The following is a 19,768-nucleotide window of genomic DNA, read 5'->3' as shown; positions in this document are numbered from 1 at the left end:
CTCAACAAAAGTTAGGGCTTTTTATATATAATATAAGTGTTTTCTAAACAGATATTACTCACGACTGTCTTCAATCGTTACGCGTATTTTATCTACAACAGCTTGCGTTTTATCTCCTAATTGCACACCAACCAGCGTGAATAAACTATCCATAATGGTTAATTGGGCAATTAGGGATGACATTGATTCACTACGAATGTTAACTTCCTCTGCTGCACTAGCTAAAGTCAATGAGGCGAGTTTTGCTAATTCAGACTTTGGGTGTCCTGTAATCGCAATGATTTTGACGTTGTTTGCTTTTAACTGTCTAGCAAGATTTAATGTTCCATGATTACGACCTGAATGAGAGATAACGATTGCCACGTCCTGTTCAGTCATGTGAACAGCTTGCATTAATTGCACATCATAGTCGGGATGCTGTTCAATGTGCAAAGGTGTCCTTAAAAATTTATGGTAGCCATTTAAAGCTACAATAGATGAACCACCGATACCAAATAAACCGACATGTTGTGCATTGATCAACCAGTCAGTTGCTAGTGACCAATCGTCTGCTTTAATAAGGTTTACGGTTGCTTCAAGGGCGTTTTCTGCCCCGCTAAATACTTTTTGAACAATTTCATTTTGGTCATCAGTTTGGTCAATTTCGCCGAAAAAACTATTTTCGGGAGCGGGTACGCTAGCCAAACTTAATGAAAATTCACGAAATGAACCAAAACCAACCCGTTTAACAAATCGGGAAACGGTTGCTGTCGATAAGCCAACGGCATTAGCCAGCTCTTGAATGGTTAATGAACGAATTTCGTTGGGGTTTTTTAAGATGAATGCAGCGATTTTATTATCTGATCCAGTTAATTGGTCACGCATTGACCGTATGCGAGCAAATCCTGATTGTGCCATAATTTCTCCTTCTTTACCTTATTATGTCACAAAATTGCATAAACTCAAATAGCTTATGAAAAGATTTTACAACAAAAAGCTTGCATTATGAAAAACTTTTGCATTATAATAATGGAGTAGAGAAAAAACAAAAGAAAAAAAGGGGTACAGACATGAAGTTCGCAATGATCGGCCTTGGTAAGATGGGCTTGAACTTGGTAAAAAATGCTGTTGATAATGGTCATGAGGTAGTTGCTTATGATTTGAGTGCAGATTCAGTAAAGGAAGCTGACTCATATTCAGACGCTGTTACTGGTGTTACTGACTTAGACGACATGTTGGCAGCTTTGCCATCACCAAAAGTTGTTTGGGTAATGGTTCCAGCTGGTAAGCCAACTAACTCAACAATCGATACATTGATCGAAAAGTTAGATGCTGGCGACATCATTATCGATGGTGGAAACTCAAACTACAAGGATAACTTGGAGCAAAACAAGCGTACTTCTGCTGCAGGTATCAAGTTCTTTGATGCGGGTACTTCAGGTGGTATGTCAGGTGCTCGTAACGGTGGAAACTTCATGATCGGTGGGGATGACGCTGAAGCATGGAAGATTATCGAGCCTTTGTTCGAAGCCATTGCTGAAAAAGACGGTTACCTATACACTGGTGAATTAGGTTCAGGTCACTACTTGAAGATGGTTCACAATGGTATTGAGTATGGTATGATGCAAGCTATCGCTGAAGGTTTCGAAGTTTTGGAAGCTTCACAATATGATTACGACTACGAGGCCGTTGCTAAGTTGTGGAACCACGGTTCAGTTATCCGTTCATGGTTGATGGAATTGGCTGAGGAGCAATTCTCAAAGGATCCTAAGCTAGACAAGATCTCAGGTGTTATGCACTCATCTGGTGAAGGTAAGTGGACGATTGAAGAGTCATTGGACTTGCAAGTACCAGCACCTGTTATTGCTTTGTCATTGATGATGCGTTACCGTTCATTACAAGAAGACACATTTACTGGTAAGGTTGTGTCAGCATTACGTAACGGATTCGGTGGACATGCTATGGACGCTGCAAAGTAATTTTTACTTTGTCCGACCTATAAAATATTTTTGATTGTGAAAGTGGAGACTGAGACATTAAAATGTGTCAGTCTCTTTTTTTGCTAAAAATGCCTTAGTTATGAGTATGTCAATTTTATAGCATAAACAACTTTTATCTCGCTCTTAAACGCGTTCCAAAAGTCTGAAGCCTCAATGTAACGCAATTTACGCCATTCCTGTCCTCCGCTCTGCTACGGCCAAAAATAGCGTAAATCAACGTTACACACCGGCTTCAAAACAACTTTTGTCGCGCTCTCTTTTTTTGCTGTACTAGCGTATAATAATAGTATTACTTAGAGGAGTTATTATGAAATATACACTAACAATTGATGTATCTTTGTTATCAATTAAAACGACACTTATTGATGAAAATAATGCACAACATCAAGTTGAATTGCCGGTATCAACGACAGATACAGAACGTGCAGCCATCACACCAGATAAAATTTTTAATCAGATGATTAGCGCGATAAAAAAAGCTAATGAAGTATTGTTAGATAGTCCGACATCTAAAATTGAGGAAGTTATCCTTTCAGAAATTTCCATCGATGGGTTAATGCCACTTGATAAGGATTTTGCATCATTAATGCCAGTGATCTATGGGAAAGATACACAAAAATATGTCGATGCGTTAACGATGAATGGGGTTACCGGACAACTGCAACGTAAAATGGGGTTATCCCTATTAGACACGACGCCATTAGTCTTAATTTTATGGTTGAAGAACGAACAACCAGATGTATATGAACAGGCTGCACATTATATGAGCTTACAAAGCTACATCATTTATCGTTTATTTGGTAAAAATATTACTTCGCGAGCATATGCTGCACGAACTGGTTTATATAATTTGGTTACCGATGAATGGGATACCCAAGCATTGGCATTATCGGGATTAACTGCGGAAAATTTGCCTGCAGTGACCGACTTTTCAGATAACACATTTACCGTTTCAGATGAATTTGCGACACAAACAGGAATTAGCGTTCTTCCAACATTTCACCTTAAATAAAATATGCTATAATAATTACTGTTATCGGGGATGCAGTTGGCCAAGGGGTGATGTCCTAGGGCCGCCTTTATGGAAGGTGCAATGCCTTGCTGTCCGATAATGGTTTTGTTGAGGTTGTGAAGGAGCCTCAACAAGGCGGAAGGAGTTCTAAGACGGGATTCTTAGAACAAAAGGGGATTGTTAATGGGGTGGTGCCCGTTAACATGATATGGTGAAAACGTATAAGCGGTACGTGGTGGTCCGCTTATGCACAAAGAGGCCCGCGCTCATTTAGTGAGAGAGGCCTCTTTTCTTTTGCTTTTAAAAATGGTCAATCCTAGAAAGAATATGCTATAATCGTTTTATCGTGTATGACATTCAGTAGAAAAATTGGTGGACATTCAGAGAATTAGTGGCTGTTGTGAACTAATCAAACCAATTAACGAATTACAGTCAGTACAGTGCATGAACGAGGTCCTCACGTTACGAGGATATAAGTGGTCACATAGGTGACAATTTAGGTGGTACCGCGTTTAACAGCGCCCTAAGCAGGATTAAATTCTTGGTTAGGGCGCTTTTTGATTTAATCCATCATTTTTAAAGATACATACATAAACAAATTGGAGGAATAGCAAATGGCAGCAGATATTTTAAATGAATTAGCTTGGCGTGGAGCAATTAACCAAGTTACTGACGAAGATGGGTTACGTCATTTAATCAGTCAGGAGTCAATTGGTCTTTATGTGGGAATTGATCCAACTGGTGATTCAATGCATATTGGACATTTGATTCCCTTTATGATTTTAAAGAGATTTCAACTAGTTGGTCACAAGCCGGTCATTGTTGTTGGTGGTGGAACTGGTTCAATTGGTGATCCTTCAGGAAAGAAATCAGAACGTAAATTATTGTCACAAGAAGATGTGGCAGCTAACGTCGAAAAAATCCGCGCCCAAATGGTTAAACTATTTGGTGAAAATGAATTTACAATCGTTAATAACTACGATTGGTTAGGCAAGATGTCATTGTTGGGGATGCTTCGTGATTACGGTAAACTATTTTCAGTGAATACAATGTTGGCAAAAGATGTTGTGGCCTCACGACTAGAGGCAGGTATTTCGTTCACAGAATTTACTTACCAAATTTTGCAAGCGATTGATTTTTACGAGTTATACAAGCGCGAACATGTACGCCTACAAATTGGTGGTTCTGACCAGTGGGGAAACATTACCAATGGGGTTGACTTGATCCATAAGCTTGTTGATAGCGAGGCACCTGCGTTTGGCTTAACGGTCCCATTATTGTTGAAGGCTGACGGTACCAAGTTTGGTAAAACTGAAGGTGGTGCAGTATGGTTAGATCCTGAAAAGACCACACCGTTTGAGTTTTACCAATTCTGGCTAAATACAGCCGATGCTGATGTTGAAAAGATGTTAAAGTACTTTACCTTCTTGTCACAAGAAGAAATTAACGACCTCGTAGCCGAATTATCAGAAAACGCTGCTGCCCGTCATGCACAACGTCGTTTGGCTCAGGAAGTAACCACATTTGTACATGGTGAAGAAGCAATGCATACTGCAGAAGTTATGACAAATGTTTTGTTTGGTAATGCTGATGTGGCATCTTTGTCAACAGATGAAGTTGCTGTCTTGGCAGGAAATGTGCCAACATTTGAAATTGAAAATGACAAAATCGGCTTGTTAGACTTAGTGGTTGCAGCTGGTTTAGAGAAATCAAAGACAGCTGCCCGTCGCTCGGTTAAGGATGGTGCAGTTCGTATTAACGGTGTACAAATCAAAGACGAAGATGCAATTATCGATCCTACTGATAAGTATGATGGTAAATATGTGATTGTTAAGCGTGGTAAGAAGAAGTGGGCTGTTGCTGTTGTAAAGTAGCCTGCTGACGCTTGTTGGTTTATAGAAAGTTAATGTGTAAAAAATTAATCTTAATTAGTTGAGGTTGTCTGTAATCCCTCTGGAATGGTGTTTTTACCACTTCAGAGGGATTTATTTTTGTGACAAATGTAAATAACATTAAAAATAAATTTGATTTTTCTAATAAAGATTATATAATACCAATTAAGGTGTTTTTAATGTCGCTATTAATTCATAATTTTAGAAATTAATGGATGTATAAGCGCTGATTGAAATGATATCTATTTTGTTAAAAAGTTAAATAAGATTGCAAAAATCGAGAAGAGTAACGGTGATTAAGGTATACAGAGAAGCTTGTTTGGTGAAAAAAGCTAACCCGAGGCATAGTGAAGATGAACTCGTAGCAATAAGTGCGTGCAAGCGACACTTACGGTAGGAACCGTTATTTTCCAATGTTAAGACTAATTTCATTGATAATTAGTCTGAGCTTTTGAGATGGTCTTTAGATCATAAATAAAGGTGGTACCACGAAATATTCGTCCTTACTCATATCTGATGAGTAAGGACTTTTTTATTGTCGTATTTATTAATAATAAATACCATGATCGTACATATGATAAGGGGGAAATTAATATGAGCATTAATCACAATGTTAAAAAATTTTTATTAGTCACTGCAATTTTATTTCCAGCAGTTGAATTTGTAGGTAGTGGTGTGCAGAGCGCCAGTGCTGATGATAAAAAAACACTAAATTTAGTTGAAAAATCAGACCCAACAACAGTCGACGTCAATGACGTTCGTAATGCTAATGAATTTGATATCTTAAACGCGACACAAGAAGGCCTTTTTCGTATTAATTCAAAGAATGGTAAAGATAAACTTGAATTAGCAGGTGCTAAATCATATGAAGTTTCGGAGGATGGCTTGACTTATACATTCCATTTGCGTGATTCTAAGTGGTCAGATGGTAAGGCCGTGGTAGCTCAAAACTATGTTGATTCGGCTTTACGAGAATTGAACCCTAAAAATGGATTTGCCTATGCCACACTCGGATATGATATTAAAAATGCCGAGGCATACAATACGGGAAAAGCACCAGCTTCATCAGTTGGAGTTTCTGCACCCGACAAGAAAACATTTAAGATTACACTAGCCCATCCAACTGAAAATTTTTTGAAAAAGTATTCGAACGTGGCCTTTTATCCGGTTCGTTTAGACTTGATTAATAAGCAAGGAAATAAAAAATGGAAAACGGATTGGAAAGATCAAGTATCTAATGGTGCATTCAAAATTACGCAGTGGAAGACTGACGATAAGATTGTATTAACTAAAAATAAAAAGTTTTGGAATAACAAGCAGGTTAAGCTTAATAAGGTTAAGTATATTACGACTGAAAAGTCATCAACAGTTTCCTCTCTACTACAGTCTGGTCAGTTGGATTCAGTCGTTGCTTCTGGTACCGATGCTCTAAATTATAAAAAAGCAGCAAAGAGTAGCAAAGTGAACGTCAAAAGTCAGCTGGGATCTGGAACCAACTTATTAGTATTTAATCAAAAAACAGGTGGTACGCAAGGCTTGTTGAAAAATGCTAAGATTCGTGAAGCAATCAGTCTGGCAATTAATCGCACAAAATATAATAAGGTGTTAAGTGATGGTCAAGAGCAACCAGCAAAAGGATATATTCCTGGAAGTGTGACTGTCGGTACGACAAATTACCGTAAGTCAGCTGGTAATATTTTGGCACAATCAGAAAAAGAATATAATTCATCCGCTAAACTGAAGAAGTTATTCCAGAAAGGATTAAAAGAGCTCGGTAAATCAACGGACTTAAGTAAGGTAAAATTAGTATTTTTGACAACAAACGATAGTAGTGATGATGCTGATTTAATATCTTACTTAAAGCAGGAATTTAAAGATGAATTGGGCGTTACAGTGAAGGCAAGTTCACAATCAGATACGGCTTCGTTTGTTTCTAAGCGAGATAAAGGAAATTATGATCTACTCTCAAATGGTTGGTATGGTGATTATAATGACCCAGAAACCTTCTTATCACTCTGGTCATCTAATAATGGCTTCCAGCGCTTCTTTGGTGGTTATAAGAGTGATGAATACGATAAGTTGTTTGCGACATTGCAGAATACCAAAGATACTAAGCAACGCCTTCAAATTTATGAACAATTGGAAAAGATTTTGGTATCTAAAGACTTTGGTGTTGCACCAACGACTGTGCCTAAAACAAAGGTGTTTACATCTTCATCTGTGAAGGGATTGCAGACGCCAGTATTTGGTCCAACTTACAACTATGTATATGCCTATAAGAAATAATTATTATATCGGGAGAGGAGAAATAAAATCTTGTTGAGAATGATTGCAAAGCGCGCAGTGGAGTTACTAATTTCTCTTTTTCTGATTGCAACAGCCACGTTTTTTTTACTAGCTGCAATACCGGGTGATGCTCTATCAGCGCAAACGGATCGCTTACCTGAGGAAGCACGTGCGCAAGTATACAAAAACTCAGGCTTAGATAAGCCGGTATTAGAGCGCTATGCAATAACTGTGAACAGTATGTTACATGGTGAATTTGGTGAATCAATCGTGACACCAGGCGAAACGCTGTCGGGTGCGTTAAAAGAAAAGTTACCTGCCTCTGCTCGCCTGGGGTTGCAACAAATGATTATAGGTATTCCTTTGGGACTACTTTTAGGAATCTTGGCTGCAGTATATAAAAATACCTGGATTGATCGTTCAGTAACGGTCGTTAGTCTTTTATTGATTTCAGTTCCTAGCCTGGTGTTGGGTTTGTTACTACAAAGCTTTTTCGGTGGCAAATTGGGGCTTTTTCCGATTATTGGCTGGCCAGAAGATTCCGAAATGTGGCTAGGTGGCTGGTCGTATACAATATTGCCAACTATCGCAGGGGGGATGAGTTATATTGCAGCATACGCCCGTCTTTTAAAGAACTCTATGTTAGATGTTTTAAGTAGTAATTATATTCAGACCGCTTATGCTAAAGGAATTTCAGGTAGGAAGGTCATTATGCATCATGTGGTTCGTAATGCATTTATTCCTCTGATTACATCATTGCCGGTAACGATTGCGTTTGGTATTACTGGTTCGGTTTTTATTGAGGGTATTTTTGTGATTCCTGGTATTGGGCAGTTTTTCGTCCAGGCATTAACAAATCGGGATGTTCCCATTATTTTAGGTGAAACAGTCTTCTTAGCCACAATTTATATTGTGTCCTTATTTGTAACGGATGTTTTTTATACGTTAGTTGATCCACGTATAAAATTAGTTGATGAATAGAGGGGATGAATCAATGAGTCAAGATATTAACGCAACGACGGAAACAGAATTTCGATTTGTCACTGTTGCACAAAGAAAAGTTCTTTCCCAAGAGGAGTCTGAAAATAATGCAGAGACTAGCGTCAGTTTTAGTAGACAGTTTGCAAAAAAGTTTTTTAGCGAACGTATTAGTACAATTTGGCTAATCATTTTGTGTTTGATAGTTTTGATTGCAGTTTTTGGCGGAGCGATTTACGGATATGATCCAAACAGAATCAATTCAGAATTGCAAAATCAAGTGCCAAGTTTATCACATTTATTTGGGACTGATCGTTTAGGGAGAGATATTTTTGTTCGTGCGGCTGCAGGAGTGAGAGTTTCATTTATGGTGGCAATTGTAAGTACTGCACTGTCGATAGTTTTTGGTACTATTTATGGCGTTACCATGGCTTTTATTGGTGGAAAAACGGATGCCATCATGTTACGAATTATTGAAATTTTTAATTCAATTCCAAGCCTTTTGATTACTATGATTTTGATGGCAATTTTAGGGAATGGCGTGATCACTATGTTATTTGCCCTTGCTGTCACTTCGTGGGCAGGAGCAGCTAGACAAACTCGTGGGTTAGTTAAACAGTTGAAAAATTTGGATTATGTGACGGCAGCTAAGATGTTAAATACTCCTTTATGGAAAATTACTTTAAAGCATTTTGTGCCAAATATGATGAGCATTTTAATTTTAGATATTGGACGAAGTATTCCAGATAATATTTTTGCTGAAGCTAGTTTAAGTTTCTTAGGGTTAGGATTACAGCCCCCAAATACTAGTTTAGGTATTTTGATTTCAGTCGGACAAGAGCAGATGTTGCAACATCCTTATCAATTGTATATTCCAATTGTTATTTTGATTTTGCTTGTATTAGCTTTTAACATTGTTGGTGATGGCATTCGTGATGCTCTTGATCCACGTTATAGTGTTTAGAAAGGAGCTTGATTTTAGTTGCTTGATGAAAACAAAAAAATGAAGACGATGGGAATTTTTATAGGCTCTCTTGTTTTGGGGAGTTTAATTGCAGTATTTATGAGCTTAAAAATTTATCATCATCTTTCATACATTTATTTAATTTGGACAATGAATAGCATCTTTTCCGTAACGTTTGGGTTATTATTGCTAATTTTAGCAATATATCTGCTTACTAACACTAGTGACAAAAAAACAATTTTTAAAAGTGGTCAGCGAATTAAGCGATTGCTACATCGTACTGGATCAACTTTCATATTTAACCTGCTTAGACTTGTGGGGTTGAATCTTTGTCTGCTAATGGTACTAGAAATATTAAATCGTTTATTAGCGGAGGGGTGAAATTTTGAATGAAAAAGTAGTTACTGTCAAAAATTTGCAAGTTACGCTGGATGTTGCGGGGCAACCGCTTTACGCAACTCGTGGCATTGATTTTGACTTGTATCAAGGAGAAACATTAGCTATCGTCGGTGAATCAGGTTCTGGTAAATCAATCGCAATGCACGCCTTAATGGGTTTGTTACCTGCGAAGAGTCAAGTCAGCGCAGATTATTTACAGATATTTGATCGAGATATTTTGAGTTTATCCAAAAAAGAGTTGCAGCAAGTTAGGGGCAGACAAATTGGATTGATATCTCAAGATGCTCTAAGTGCTTTAAACCCGACAATGCGAGTGGGAAAACAAATTTTGGAAGCAGCAATTGCCCATCAACATATCAATAAAAGTGACGCAAAGAAGAAAGTCTATGAGCAGCTATCTGCTGTTGGTATTGCAGAGCCAAAAATTGCCTATCGTAAGTATCCACATGAATTTTCAGGAGGACAACTGCAAAGAATAGTGATTGCAATGGCATTGATTTCACGGCCTGATATATTGATTGCTGATGAACCAACAACTGCATTGGATGTTACGACACAGGCAAATATTTTAAAACTCCTAAGACAACAACAAAAAGAGTTGAACCTATCCGTTATTTTTATTACACATAATCTGGCCGTTGCAGCAAACTTAGCCGATCGGGTGGCAGTTATGTACGCCGGGAAAATTATAGAGATTGGTAAAACTCGAGAAATCTTTTATAACCCGCAACATCCTTACACTTGGGGGTTGTTGGAAGCAGTACCTGAAAATAAAGTGGGTAACGATCAATTATTTACTTTACCTGGAAATCCACCAGATTTACGTTTCCCTCCAAAGGGGGATGCTTTTGCTGCACGTAATCCGTATGCACTAGCCATTGACTTTAATCAAGAACCTACTTTTTTTAAAGTTAGTTCAACTCACTTTGCTAAAACGTGGTTATTGGATAATCGTTCACCAGCATATGAGCCACCAGTAGAAATTAAAGAACGTTGGCAGCAATTCGAACAAATGACTGAGGGGAGAAAGTTTTATGACTGACGATACAGTATTTGACGTTCAGCATTTGACGGTAACATTTGGTAAAAAGAAAAACGCACGGGATGCTGTTAAAGATATTTCATTTACCCTTAAACAGGGTGAGATTTTAGGACTTGTTGGTGAATCAGGTAGTGGCAAGACAACAACGACTCGTGTTTTAACACGTTTGTTATCACCAACGAGTGGAGAAGTTAAATATAAGGGAACGGATGTGACACGTTTTAATGCAAAACAACGTGAGGAATTTCGACGACAAGTTCAAATGGTTTTTCAAAACCCTTTTGATTCTTTAAATCCTCGACTTCGGGTTGGTGAGATTATTGCTGAAGGAATTGATAATTTTAAACTTGCTAATAATAAAGCTGATCGTGAAAAACAAGTTATTGATTTGTTGCAGGCAGTTGGTTTGCCGAAAAATGCTATTGATCGCTATCCGCATGAATTTTCAGGTGGTCAACGGCAGAGAATCGGTATTGCCCGTGCCTTAGCGGTTCAGCCTAGTATTCTATGTTTGGATGAACCCGTATCAGCATTGGATGTTTCAGTCCAAGCGCAAATAATTAATTTACTCAAATCATTACGTGTTAAACGTGACCTGACTTTCTTGTTTATTGCCCATGATTTGTCGGTTGTGAATTATATTAGTGACCGAATTTTAGTTATGTTTCAAGGAAGAATAGTTGAAAGTGGTCCGACAAGGGCAGTTTATCAAAATCCGTTACATCCATATACGCAGTCTTTGTTGTCTGCAGTTCCAACAACCAAGCTTGATTCACCAATTACTTATGAACCGTTTCAAGGACAACCGCTAGGCGTACAAGGTAATTTTGTTGAAAGAGAACCACAACATTGGGTTTTGGAGAATGATATTTAGGCTAGTCAAAAGCAGTTGGAACAAATTCTTTTGTCCCAACTGCTTTTTTCATATTCTAAATTAATCCTTGTGCCAGCATAGCTTCGGCAACTTTTTCAAAACCGGCAATATTAGCACCAGCTTGATAATCTTTATCTAAGTTATATTTTTTAACAGCAGTTTCTGATTGTGCGAAGATACCTGCCATAATTTCTTTAAGATAGTTATCAACTTTCTCAAAGGTCCATGAGAGACGTTCACTGTTTTGGCTCATTTCCAATGCGGATACGGCAACCCCGCCAGCATTAGCAGCTTTTCCGGGACCATATAAGATATCATTCTTTTTGTAAACAACAATAGCGGCTGCATTACTTGGCATATTAGCGCCTTCGCAAATATATTTTGCGCCATCTTTAGCTATTAACTCAGCTTGTTCTTCATTGATCTCATTCTGTGTTGCACAAGGTAAAGCAACATCATAATTGATATCTAGATCCCAAACTGAGCCATCATGATATTCTGCAGATGGTACCTGATCCGCATATTCTTTGATACGACCACGTTCGACCTCTTTAATTCGGCGAACAATCGTATAATCAATGCCTTTTGGATCATAAATATAACCATTTGAGTCGGAAACAGTAACAACTTTAGCTCCCAATTCATGAGCTTTTTGAATGGCGTATATGGCAACGTTACCAGCGCCAGAAACTTTAATTGTCTTACCAGCTAGTACATCATCTTGGGCTTTTATTAGGGCATCTGTGTAGTAAATTAATCCAAATCCGGTTGCTTCAGTTCGTGCAAGACTGCCACCAAAAGTTAAACCTTTGCCAGTTAAAACACCATTTTGGTATCCTCTAAGGCGCTTATAAGCCCCAAATAAGTAACCAATTTCACGGCCACCAACACCAATATCACCAGCTGGAATATCTAAGTCTGGACCAATATGGCGTTGCAATTCAGTCATGAAACTCTGACAAAAACGCATCACTTCTGCATCTGACTTACCCTTAGGATCGAAGTCACTACCACCTTTAGCACCACCAATTGGTAGTCCAGTTAAGCTGTTTTTCAAAATTTGTTCAAATCCTAAGAACTTTACGATACTTAAGTTAACTGTTGGATGGAGGCGCAAACCACCTTTGTAAGGACCAATGGCAGAGTTAAACTGTACACGAAAACCACGATTGACATTAAACTTGCCATCATCTGATTCCCAAGGTACCCGAAACTGGATGACACGTTCCGGTTCAACTAAACGTGCCAATAGGTTACTTGAAACATACTGGGGATTTGCTTCTAATACTGGTTCTAAGCTATCTAATACAGCAAAAGCTGCTTCTTGGAATTCAGTCTGATTAGGATCCCGACGTTGAATGTCGTCTTTTACAGAGTTAATATATTCTTTTACTTTGCTCATTAGTCTGCCTACTTTCTTTGTTAGCTTCAGTTGTCTTTTTATTTAAATAGTAAAAACACTATTGAATATCATGATAACAGTCTTTTAATTAAAAATCGCTATGTTTATTAAAAAAAATTAATATATCTCTCTGTTATACGTAATTCATTGCTATTAAATAATTCGTCCTAGCATGGTCATCCATGTTGGTAGTACAAAGTTAATACAGCTAATCAATGATAAATTACGTAGGATTAATCGCCAATTTTTTTGTTGTGCTGTTTTTACTGTCGTTTGAATAAGTTGTTGTCCAATTGTACTTGATGTTAACGCGGGTATCATTCCCCAGATCAATAAATTGGCGAAAAAATTAATGGTTGCTAAGTGGTTTGGGAAGAAGCTGTGTAGCAAGATGCAAATAAGAATGTTCAGTGTGATATTGAGTGTAAAGGATAGTGTCTGATGAATAAAGGTCACACGATCCCGATTATTGATTACTAAGTGCTCTATTCGCTCACGAGAAGGGATTAATTTATCAAGTAGTGGTACAAAAATCCAACCAAGCACACCACCCAGGGTATTTAGAATTAAATCATCGACATCAAATAAGCGATATGGACGAGCGTAGATATTATAAAGTCCAGTTAGCTGGGTTATTTCAAAGAAAGAGGTTAGCAAGATAGTGAGTAGCAATGTGGTTCTAAATGATTTTTTGTAGTAAAAACGTAGGTAAATACCAAATGGCACGGTTAGAAAAATGTTGAGAACAACTTGACTGACAGTAGCATCACGTAGACCGGCAATTAAACTACCACCATGCAAAAGTGGATTGCTTGAAATAAATGACTTAATTATTTTTAGTGGATCAAGGTTCATGGTTGGGTAATCAATGGCGATTAAGTGTTGAATGTACCGTTCAGAAGGCAATGGTAAATTAACAATGAAAAAAGCACTTGTTAGATAGAAAATAAAACTGAATGTCATGATGGTATGCCAAAGTGTCACACGGTCATATCTACGATACTGATAAAACATAAACGGTAGATATAATATTAGGCAGATAATTGGGAAAACAATAATGGCATCTAAAATTGGTTGTTCAAACACGCTCATAAGCAGGATCTCCTTGTTCAATTTTTTAAGTAATGATTGGTGAGTTATTTTAGTCGCTAAACTTAAAAAATAAATTAAGAAAGTTGATTATGACAGTATATTCAGCATTATTTAAATGAGCTAAAAGAAAGATTATTAAAATAAGATTAAAATAAAGTGTTGACATTCAAATTTTTAGGTGCATAATAAAGGACATCAAACAAAAACGGAGATAAATCGTATGACAAAGACAATGATGAACAACACAAACAATGCGTTATTACGCGGCTTAATTTTAGACTTGATTATTATCAGCTAAAAGGGTCGTGCAATTTGTGTCGGCCCTAAAAAGGGGCCGACTAGTTTATCACTGAATTGTTATTCGTGAACCGCTAGTTAGGATTTTTCCAACTAGCGGTTTTTTGTATCTTCAATTCCAAAAGAAAAAGGAGCAGGTGTTATGGTGCAAGGACAAGAGCAAGAAAAGAAATTGACAGCCAAGGATTATGTTTTCCTAGTTTCGCAAGGTGTTTCAAATACGGTGTTGGTGTTTTTAGGAATTGGTCTGTTGGTTAATACAGTTGGTACAACCATTCATTGGGATGCATTGGTACAAGTTGGGAATATTGCACAAAAGTTATTAGCACCTGCTTTGGGGATGGCTATTGCGGTGATGATGCGTACGTCAACATTGGTTATTGGGGCAACAATGATTGCTTCTACTGTTGGTGCGAATAGTGTTTACTTTACATCCGATGTGGCAACGCATACGATGACTGCTACCGGTTGGGTGGCAGCTCAGGATGCTGGGTCACAAATCATGACATCAGGACAGCCGGTCTCAGCTGTATTGGCAGGTGTCATTGCAGCCATGCTGGGTAAGTGGATGACGGGAAAGACCCCATTGGATATGGTTTTGGTACCATTTGCGGTAACAATGGTTGGTTCAATCGCTGGTTTAGCATTGGCATCTGTGACAACACCAGCGCTAAATTGGGTGAGTGGTGCGCTAGGACATACCATGCAAGTTAATCCAGTTCTTGGTTCATTGGTTGTTTCATTTGCTTGGTTTGTGTTCTTGATGACTCCGGCTTCATCAGCTGCTTTGGCAATCGCCGTTCAGTTGGATCCTATGTCATCTGGTGCGGCACTGATTGGTACGACCGTTGCCTTTGTTTCATTCACAGCAATGTCATATGACCAAAACACCATTGGTGGTAATATTGCGCAAGGCTTGGTAACACCTAAGGTACAATTTGCTAATTTGCTAAAGCGTCCAATTTTAGCAGTTGGGCCAGCAGCGATTGCGATGGTGACGGCAGTGATCGCAGTGGTTGGCTTTGGATTTAAAGTACCATATGCTTTGGCTGGATTGGGATTGAACTCATTGATTGCACCACTTTGGTTGGCAGCACATAATATGCAAGGCTTGATTTTGTTGATTGTCTTCGGGGTTGCGATCCCAGCGGTGCTTGCTTGGTTCTATTATCGTTTCCTACGTGTTATTGGGCAAACACGAGTACAAGATCTACGATTGCGTGAGGTTTAGTTATTTAAATTGGTTGCGATTTGGTGGTTAATCGTTCATACTCAAAGAGGCTATCATTGACTAATGAATAGATAGTTGATATTTTTACTATAAATAAGTGAAAGAGGGCATGAACATGGAATTTTATCAACCAGAGTTAAATGATGATGAAACAATTCGCCAAGAAATCGCAAAGCCTGGTAAGCAAGTGATGTTCTTGCAAGCTGATTGGTGTGGTGACTGCAAAGCTATCAAGCCTTTCGTTAAAGATATTAAAAAAAGTGTCACTTCTGCAGGTATTAACTGGTTTGATGCTGACCGTGATGCAAACTTAGCCATTGCGCAAGAACAAGGATTGATGGGTATTCCTGCTTTTGTTCTTTTTGAGGATGGCAAACAAGTTGACCATATTGGTAATGGTGAGCGTTTGAATCCACAACAGGTAATGGATTGGCTAGCACAGTCTGTATAAAATTAAAGAATTCTCATAAAATGATTGACAAGTAGTCAGGTAATTTATATGATATGGTCAATTGAATTTTTAAAATTCTATGATGAGAAGAGTAACGTTATTTGGCCAATATAGAAAGCACTTGGTTGATGGAAAAGTGTTTGGCAAGTGACATGAAGATGAACTCTGAGAATGATGATCAGTGAAAGCTGTTATCACGGTAGGAACCGTTATCTTCCCAGTTTTAATCAAACGCAGAGATCTATTTGGTATCAGATAGATGAAATTGGGTGGTAACACGAGACATCGTCCCTAATAAGAACAAAAGTTCTTATTAGGGACTTTTTTAATTTGGAGGATAAAGATATGACAGAACAAACAACAGCAACACCATTACTTTCGCAGTTATTGACATCGTGGATTACAGGTGAGGAATCTGAAGGATTTCCGCTAGCAAATTTGGCGAATGCTGCAGCGATTTTATATGAAAACTTAGCTACTGTAAATTGGGCGGGATTTTACTTATATGACCATGAACAGGATGAACTTATTTTAGGACCATTCCTAGGAAAACCAGCAGTTGTTCGCATTAAGCCAGGTTCAGGCGTTGTTGGACAAGCGTATGAAAGTCAAGAAACAATCACCGTTGATGATGTACATCAACATGCAGGGCATATTGCTTGTGATTCAGCATCAAATGCGGAAATTGTTGTACCATTAACACGAGAAAATGGTGAAAAAATTGGCGTGATTGATATTGATTCGATAACGTTTAATCGATTTACTGACCAAGATAAAGCTGACTTGGAACACTTTGCCCAAACATTATTACCCTACATCTAATAAAAATTTGCGATAATAGTATCGAATAATGTTTTATGAAGGGATGGTATGAAACCAGTGAGTGAAACAAAACAATATGATGTTGCAATTATTGGTGCGGGTCCCGCGGGATTAGCAGCTGCTCATCAGTTACACGATGCGGGTAAACAAGTTGTCGTCATTGAAAAATATCTTTGGGGTGGGACATGTCCGAACTATGGTTGTGATCCCAAGAAAATTTTATTGGGGGCGGTTGAAGCGAAGGAATCAACTGAATTTTTGTCTGGTTCAGGAATTGATGGTCAAGTTAATATTAACTGGCCAGATTTAATGGCTCATAAGAATCAGTATACAAAGGGAATTTCGACAGGAACTGAGCAATCATTAACGGCAAGTGACATTGATCATGTAGCTGGAGAAGCGACATTTATCGATGAACAAACAGCAATAATTAACCAGGGTGGCAAGGAGACTGTGACAGTCTCAGCAACAGATTGGATTATTGCAGTAGGACAACGCCCAGCAAACCTATCATTTCCAGGTTCTGAATTAACAGTCGACTCTGAAGAATTTTTAAGCTTACCAGAATTACCAGATGAAGTTGTCATCATTGGTGGTGGTTTTGTTGCGATTGAGTTTGCTTCGATCGCTGCTGCCGCTGGTGCAAAGGTCAGTTTAGTTGTTCGTGGTGATCGACTGCTTAAATCATTCGATGAAACCATGGTTGATTCTTTAATGGATCAACTAGATGATCGTGGTGTGCAAATGTATTTTGGGACGGAAGTTACTGAAATTGCATCGACTGATAATGGATTAGAAGCAACGTTAAGTTTTGGTAATACATTGTCGGCTGGACTAATTGTTCGAGCAGCTGGTCGTGTTGGTAATCATGATACGTTAGATTTAGATAAGGCACATGTACAATTTTCAGAGAAGGGTGTTTTAGTTGATCAGCACTTACGTACAAGCAATGCGCATATCTACGCAGTAGGGGATGTTGCTAACTCACCCGTTCCTAAAATTACACCACTTGCGTCATTTGAATCAAAGCATGCGGCCAATGAAATTTTAGGTCAGTCACAGCCTATTACTTATCCGGCAGTGCCAGTTGTTGTATACGGTACACCAAAATTGGCGCAAACAGGTGTGACAACTGAAACAGCCAGCCAGGATGGTTATACCGTGCATGATTTGGACATTTCTAGTTGGTACACATCATATCGAACAGGTGAACCTGCAGCACGCGTGAAAACTGTTTTGAATCAGGATGGGCAACTTGTTGGTGCATCTGTATTGAGTAGTCATGCTGATGAATTAATTAACTACTTAACTTCAGCAATTAATCAAGGTTTAACGAAGGAGACGGTATCCAAGCAATTGTATGCTTATCCATCGGTCGCTTCGGATCTAACTTATTTCTTTTAACAAAAAATAAAGACGATTACCCAAATCAATTGAGTAGTCGTCTTTTTTGTGATTCTTAGTAAATCCAAAATATGCTTAATAAACAGTTTGCTTTGCCGCGTTGACTTTATTTAACATAATCGTTGAAATTAATGCAAATGCGGTGAAAATTGCGCCACCAATACCAACATTATTGAGTCCAAAGTTTGAAACAACCAGACCACCAGCTGCAGATCCTAATGAGATACCCAAATTTGAGAAAATTGAATTGATTGAAGAAGCCAACACCAATGAGTGCGGATAATCACTTTCAGCCACACCCATAATATGCAGTTGTAGGGGTGAATTAACAAGGTACATCAAAACACCAACCAACATAATATCGATGGTACCTGACCAGACATTACCAAGAAGCATTGGCATGGTGATGAGGACGATAAATTCAATCAGGTAAAGTACCGGCATCAAACGTAGTCCTTTATTATCAGCAATACGACCACTAGCCTGGTTACTGATTAGGGACATAACACCAAAAATAGTAAGTAAGATAGTTATCAAACCAGCATCAAATGACAATGTCTTTGAAAAAATTGGGCGTAGGTAAGTATAAAAGACATACACACCTGCTAAACTGCATGTTTGAATGAAGACACTTAGATAAATTCTTGCGTCCTTAAAAATAACAAATTGTTGCAGAATATGTCCTTGTTTCTTCTGCATCAAATTATGCGGTAGTGTTTTGATAATCAATAATACGGTAATAATACTTAACAGGGTAATGGTAATAAAAGTAAAACGCCAGCCGAACGTGGTACTGATCCATGTTCCTAAGGGGACACCAAAAACAGAAGCAACGCTAAACCCAGAAAAAATCCAACTGACTAACCAGGCTCGTTTTGCCATAGGTGCAATAACGGTCGCAAAGGTCATTGATAATGATACGAGTGCCCCAGAAACGATGGCGACGATAATCCGTGAGATGACGAGTACCGTATAATTGGGAGCTATGATTGTTAGAGCATTCCCAAATGTAAAGACTAGCGCCAAAACAAGCATGGCATGATACAAGTTACTCCGTAAAGTAGACGTAATAATCGGTGTACTTATAGCATAAACTAAGGCGAAAATCGTCACTAGATAGCCCGTTGTGGCGACACTCACCGAAAACTCCTTTGATAAATCATCAAGGATACCAATAATAATAAATTCACTAAAACCTAAGATAAGAGAGATTAAAATCAGTACAAAACTTTGAATTTTAAATTCTTTCACACGCATCCTCCTTAATTGTTAGAAAACAATGAAACCCACAATATAATTCCACTCACGCTAAAATATAAAACATTACCCCACCTTGTCAATGGTTTTTACTGATAAAAGATAAGAATTTTAAACAAAGGGTCGATTTCGTGAGGTTTTGATATTCGCAAAAATCAGCTAATGACGAATATTATTGTTTTCAAATGGTAGAATGTCTGTTATATTTAAGTACATAATAATTAAAACGTAATCACTGTCGGTATAATTGTTGGAGAATGGCCAACGAGTTCCTACCCTTCTCCCAAGAGATGGACTACCGATAGTGTTTTGATATTTTGATGCACCCATTCTGCATGCTTTTTGCGTGTTAGGGTGTTTTTTTATTGCCAAATATCTATAGGGAT

Annotated in this window: 16 protein-coding genes, 1 riboswitch and 1 other annotated feature; of the genes, 12 read left to right on the top strand and 4 right to left on the bottom strand. The window is 38.2% G+C overall.

From position 1 onward, the window contains the following. Window positions 1-54 precede the first annotated feature (54 nt). Window positions 55-897, bottom strand: coding sequence for a MurR/RpiR family transcriptional regulator (locus HMPREF0877_RS08165; protein ID WP_002828863.1), 843 nt, complete (start codon window positions 895-897; stop codon window positions 55-57). Window positions 898-1,049: 152 nt separating this feature from the next. Here HMPREF0877_RS08165 and gnd point away from each other — a divergent pair, with 152 nt between their 5' ends. From gnd to HMPREF0877_RS08120, 8 genes are all read left to right on the top strand, one after another. Then, window positions 1,050-1,958, top strand: coding sequence for a phosphogluconate dehydrogenase (NAD(+)-dependent, decarboxylating) (gnd, locus tag HMPREF0877_RS08160; protein WP_040761046.1), 909 nt, complete (start codon window positions 1,050-1,052; stop codon window positions 1,956-1,958). 328 nt (window positions 1,959-2,286) lie between these two features. Continuing rightward, window positions 2,287-2,991: an FGGY family carbohydrate kinase gene (locus HMPREF0877_RS08155; RefSeq protein ID WP_002828861.1), complete on the top strand. Its 705-nt coding sequence runs from the start codon at window positions 2,287-2,289 to the stop codon at window positions 2,989-2,991. A gap of 614 nt (window positions 2,992-3,605) precedes the next feature. Next, entirely contained in the window at window positions 3,606-4,865 is a 1,260-nt protein-coding gene (gene tyrS, locus HMPREF0877_RS08150) for a tyrosine--tRNA ligase (RefSeq protein WP_002828858.1), read from the top strand. Window positions 4,866-5,477: 612 nt separating this feature from the next. Further along, window positions 5,478-7,169, top strand: a complete 1,692-nt coding sequence (locus tag HMPREF0877_RS08145; RefSeq protein WP_040761041.1) for a peptide ABC transporter substrate-binding protein — start codon at window positions 5,478-5,480, stop codon at window positions 7,167-7,169. 39 nt (window positions 7,170-7,208) lie between these two features. Then, the gene (locus HMPREF0877_RS08140; RefSeq protein WP_242649017.1) at window positions 7,209-8,150 is read left to right on the top strand and encodes an ABC transporter permease; all 942 of its coding nucleotides are present in this window, start codon (window positions 7,209-7,211) and stop codon (window positions 8,148-8,150) included. A gap of 13 nt (window positions 8,151-8,163) precedes the next feature. After that, a complete protein-coding gene (locus HMPREF0877_RS08135; protein ID WP_040761038.1) occupies window positions 8,164-9,111 on the top strand; it encodes an ABC transporter permease in 948 nt (315 codons plus the stop codon). 385 nt (window positions 9,112-9,496) lie between these two features. Continuing rightward, entirely contained in the window at window positions 9,497-10,552 is a 1,056-nt protein-coding gene (locus HMPREF0877_RS08125; protein WP_002828852.1) for an ABC transporter ATP-binding protein, read from the top strand. Next, on the top strand, window positions 10,545-11,426 hold the full coding sequence (locus tag HMPREF0877_RS08120; RefSeq protein ID WP_002828851.1) for an ATP-binding cassette domain-containing protein: 882 nt from the start codon (window positions 10,545-10,547) through the stop codon (window positions 11,424-11,426). Before HMPREF0877_RS08125 ends, HMPREF0877_RS08120 begins: the two co-directional genes overlap by 8 nt. Window positions 11,427-11,481: 55 nt before the next feature. Here HMPREF0877_RS08120 and gdhA read toward each other — a convergent pair whose 3' ends face one another. Both gdhA and HMPREF0877_RS08110 read right to left on the bottom strand, forming a co-directional pair. Continuing rightward, entirely contained in the window at window positions 11,482-12,828 is a 1,347-nt protein-coding gene (gene gdhA / locus HMPREF0877_RS08115; RefSeq protein ID WP_002828850.1) for an NADP-specific glutamate dehydrogenase, read from the bottom strand. Window positions 12,829-12,981: 153 nt separating this feature from the next. After that, on the bottom strand, window positions 12,982-13,920 hold the full coding sequence (locus tag HMPREF0877_RS08110) for a VanZ family protein (protein ID WP_002828849.1): 939 nt from the start codon (window positions 13,918-13,920) through the stop codon (window positions 12,982-12,984). A 439-nt stretch (window positions 13,921-14,359) separates the two neighbouring features. On the opposite strand from HMPREF0877_RS08110, the gene HMPREF0877_RS08105 reads away from it, so the two are divergent. The 4 genes from HMPREF0877_RS08105 to HMPREF0877_RS08090 all read left to right on the top strand — a co-directional run bounded on the left by HMPREF0877_RS08105 (window position 14,360) and on the right by HMPREF0877_RS08090 (window position 18,125). After that, the gene (locus HMPREF0877_RS08105) at window positions 14,360-15,448 is read left to right on the top strand and encodes a PTS sugar transporter subunit IIC (RefSeq protein WP_002828847.1); all 1,089 of its coding nucleotides are present in this window, start codon (window positions 14,360-14,362) and stop codon (window positions 15,446-15,448) included. 115 nt (window positions 15,449-15,563) lie between these two features. After that, window positions 15,564-15,899 carry a thioredoxin family protein gene (locus HMPREF0877_RS08100; RefSeq protein ID WP_040761032.1) on the top strand — a complete coding sequence of 112 codons (336 nt, stop codon included), beginning with the start codon at window positions 15,564-15,566 and terminating at the stop codon, window positions 15,897-15,899. 70 nt (window positions 15,900-15,969) lie between these two features. Continuing rightward, window positions 15,970-16,195, top strand: a binding site (T-box leader). Window positions 16,196-16,244: 49 nt separating this feature from the next. Continuing rightward, window positions 16,245-16,721 carry a GAF domain-containing protein gene (locus HMPREF0877_RS08095; protein WP_040761029.1) on the top strand — a complete coding sequence of 159 codons (477 nt, stop codon included), beginning with the start codon at window positions 16,245-16,247 and terminating at the stop codon, window positions 16,719-16,721. Window positions 16,722-16,769: 48 nt separating this feature from the next. Next, window positions 16,770-18,125 carry a dihydrolipoyl dehydrogenase family protein gene (locus HMPREF0877_RS08090; RefSeq protein WP_002828844.1) on the top strand — a complete coding sequence of 452 codons (1,356 nt, stop codon included), beginning with the start codon at window positions 16,770-16,772 and terminating at the stop codon, window positions 18,123-18,125. A gap of 75 nt (window positions 18,126-18,200) precedes the next feature. Here the strand turns inward: HMPREF0877_RS08090 and HMPREF0877_RS08085 are convergent, their stop codons facing one another. Continuing rightward, a complete protein-coding gene (locus HMPREF0877_RS08085; protein WP_002828843.1) occupies window positions 18,201-19,382 on the bottom strand; it encodes an MFS transporter in 1,182 nt (393 codons plus the stop codon). A gap of 219 nt (window positions 19,383-19,601) precedes the next feature. Further along, a riboswitch (purine riboswitch) is annotated at window positions 19,602-19,700 on the top strand. Window positions 19,701-19,768: the final 68 nt, after the last annotated feature.

It is taken from the genome of Weissella paramesenteroides ATCC 33313 (assembly GCF_000160575.1).
Classification (GTDB): Bacteria; Bacillota; Bacilli; order Lactobacillales; family Lactobacillaceae; genus Weissella; species Weissella paramesenteroides.
Note: the sequence above shows the minus strand (reverse complement) of the source record. Positions and strands in the feature narration are given on the sequence as shown.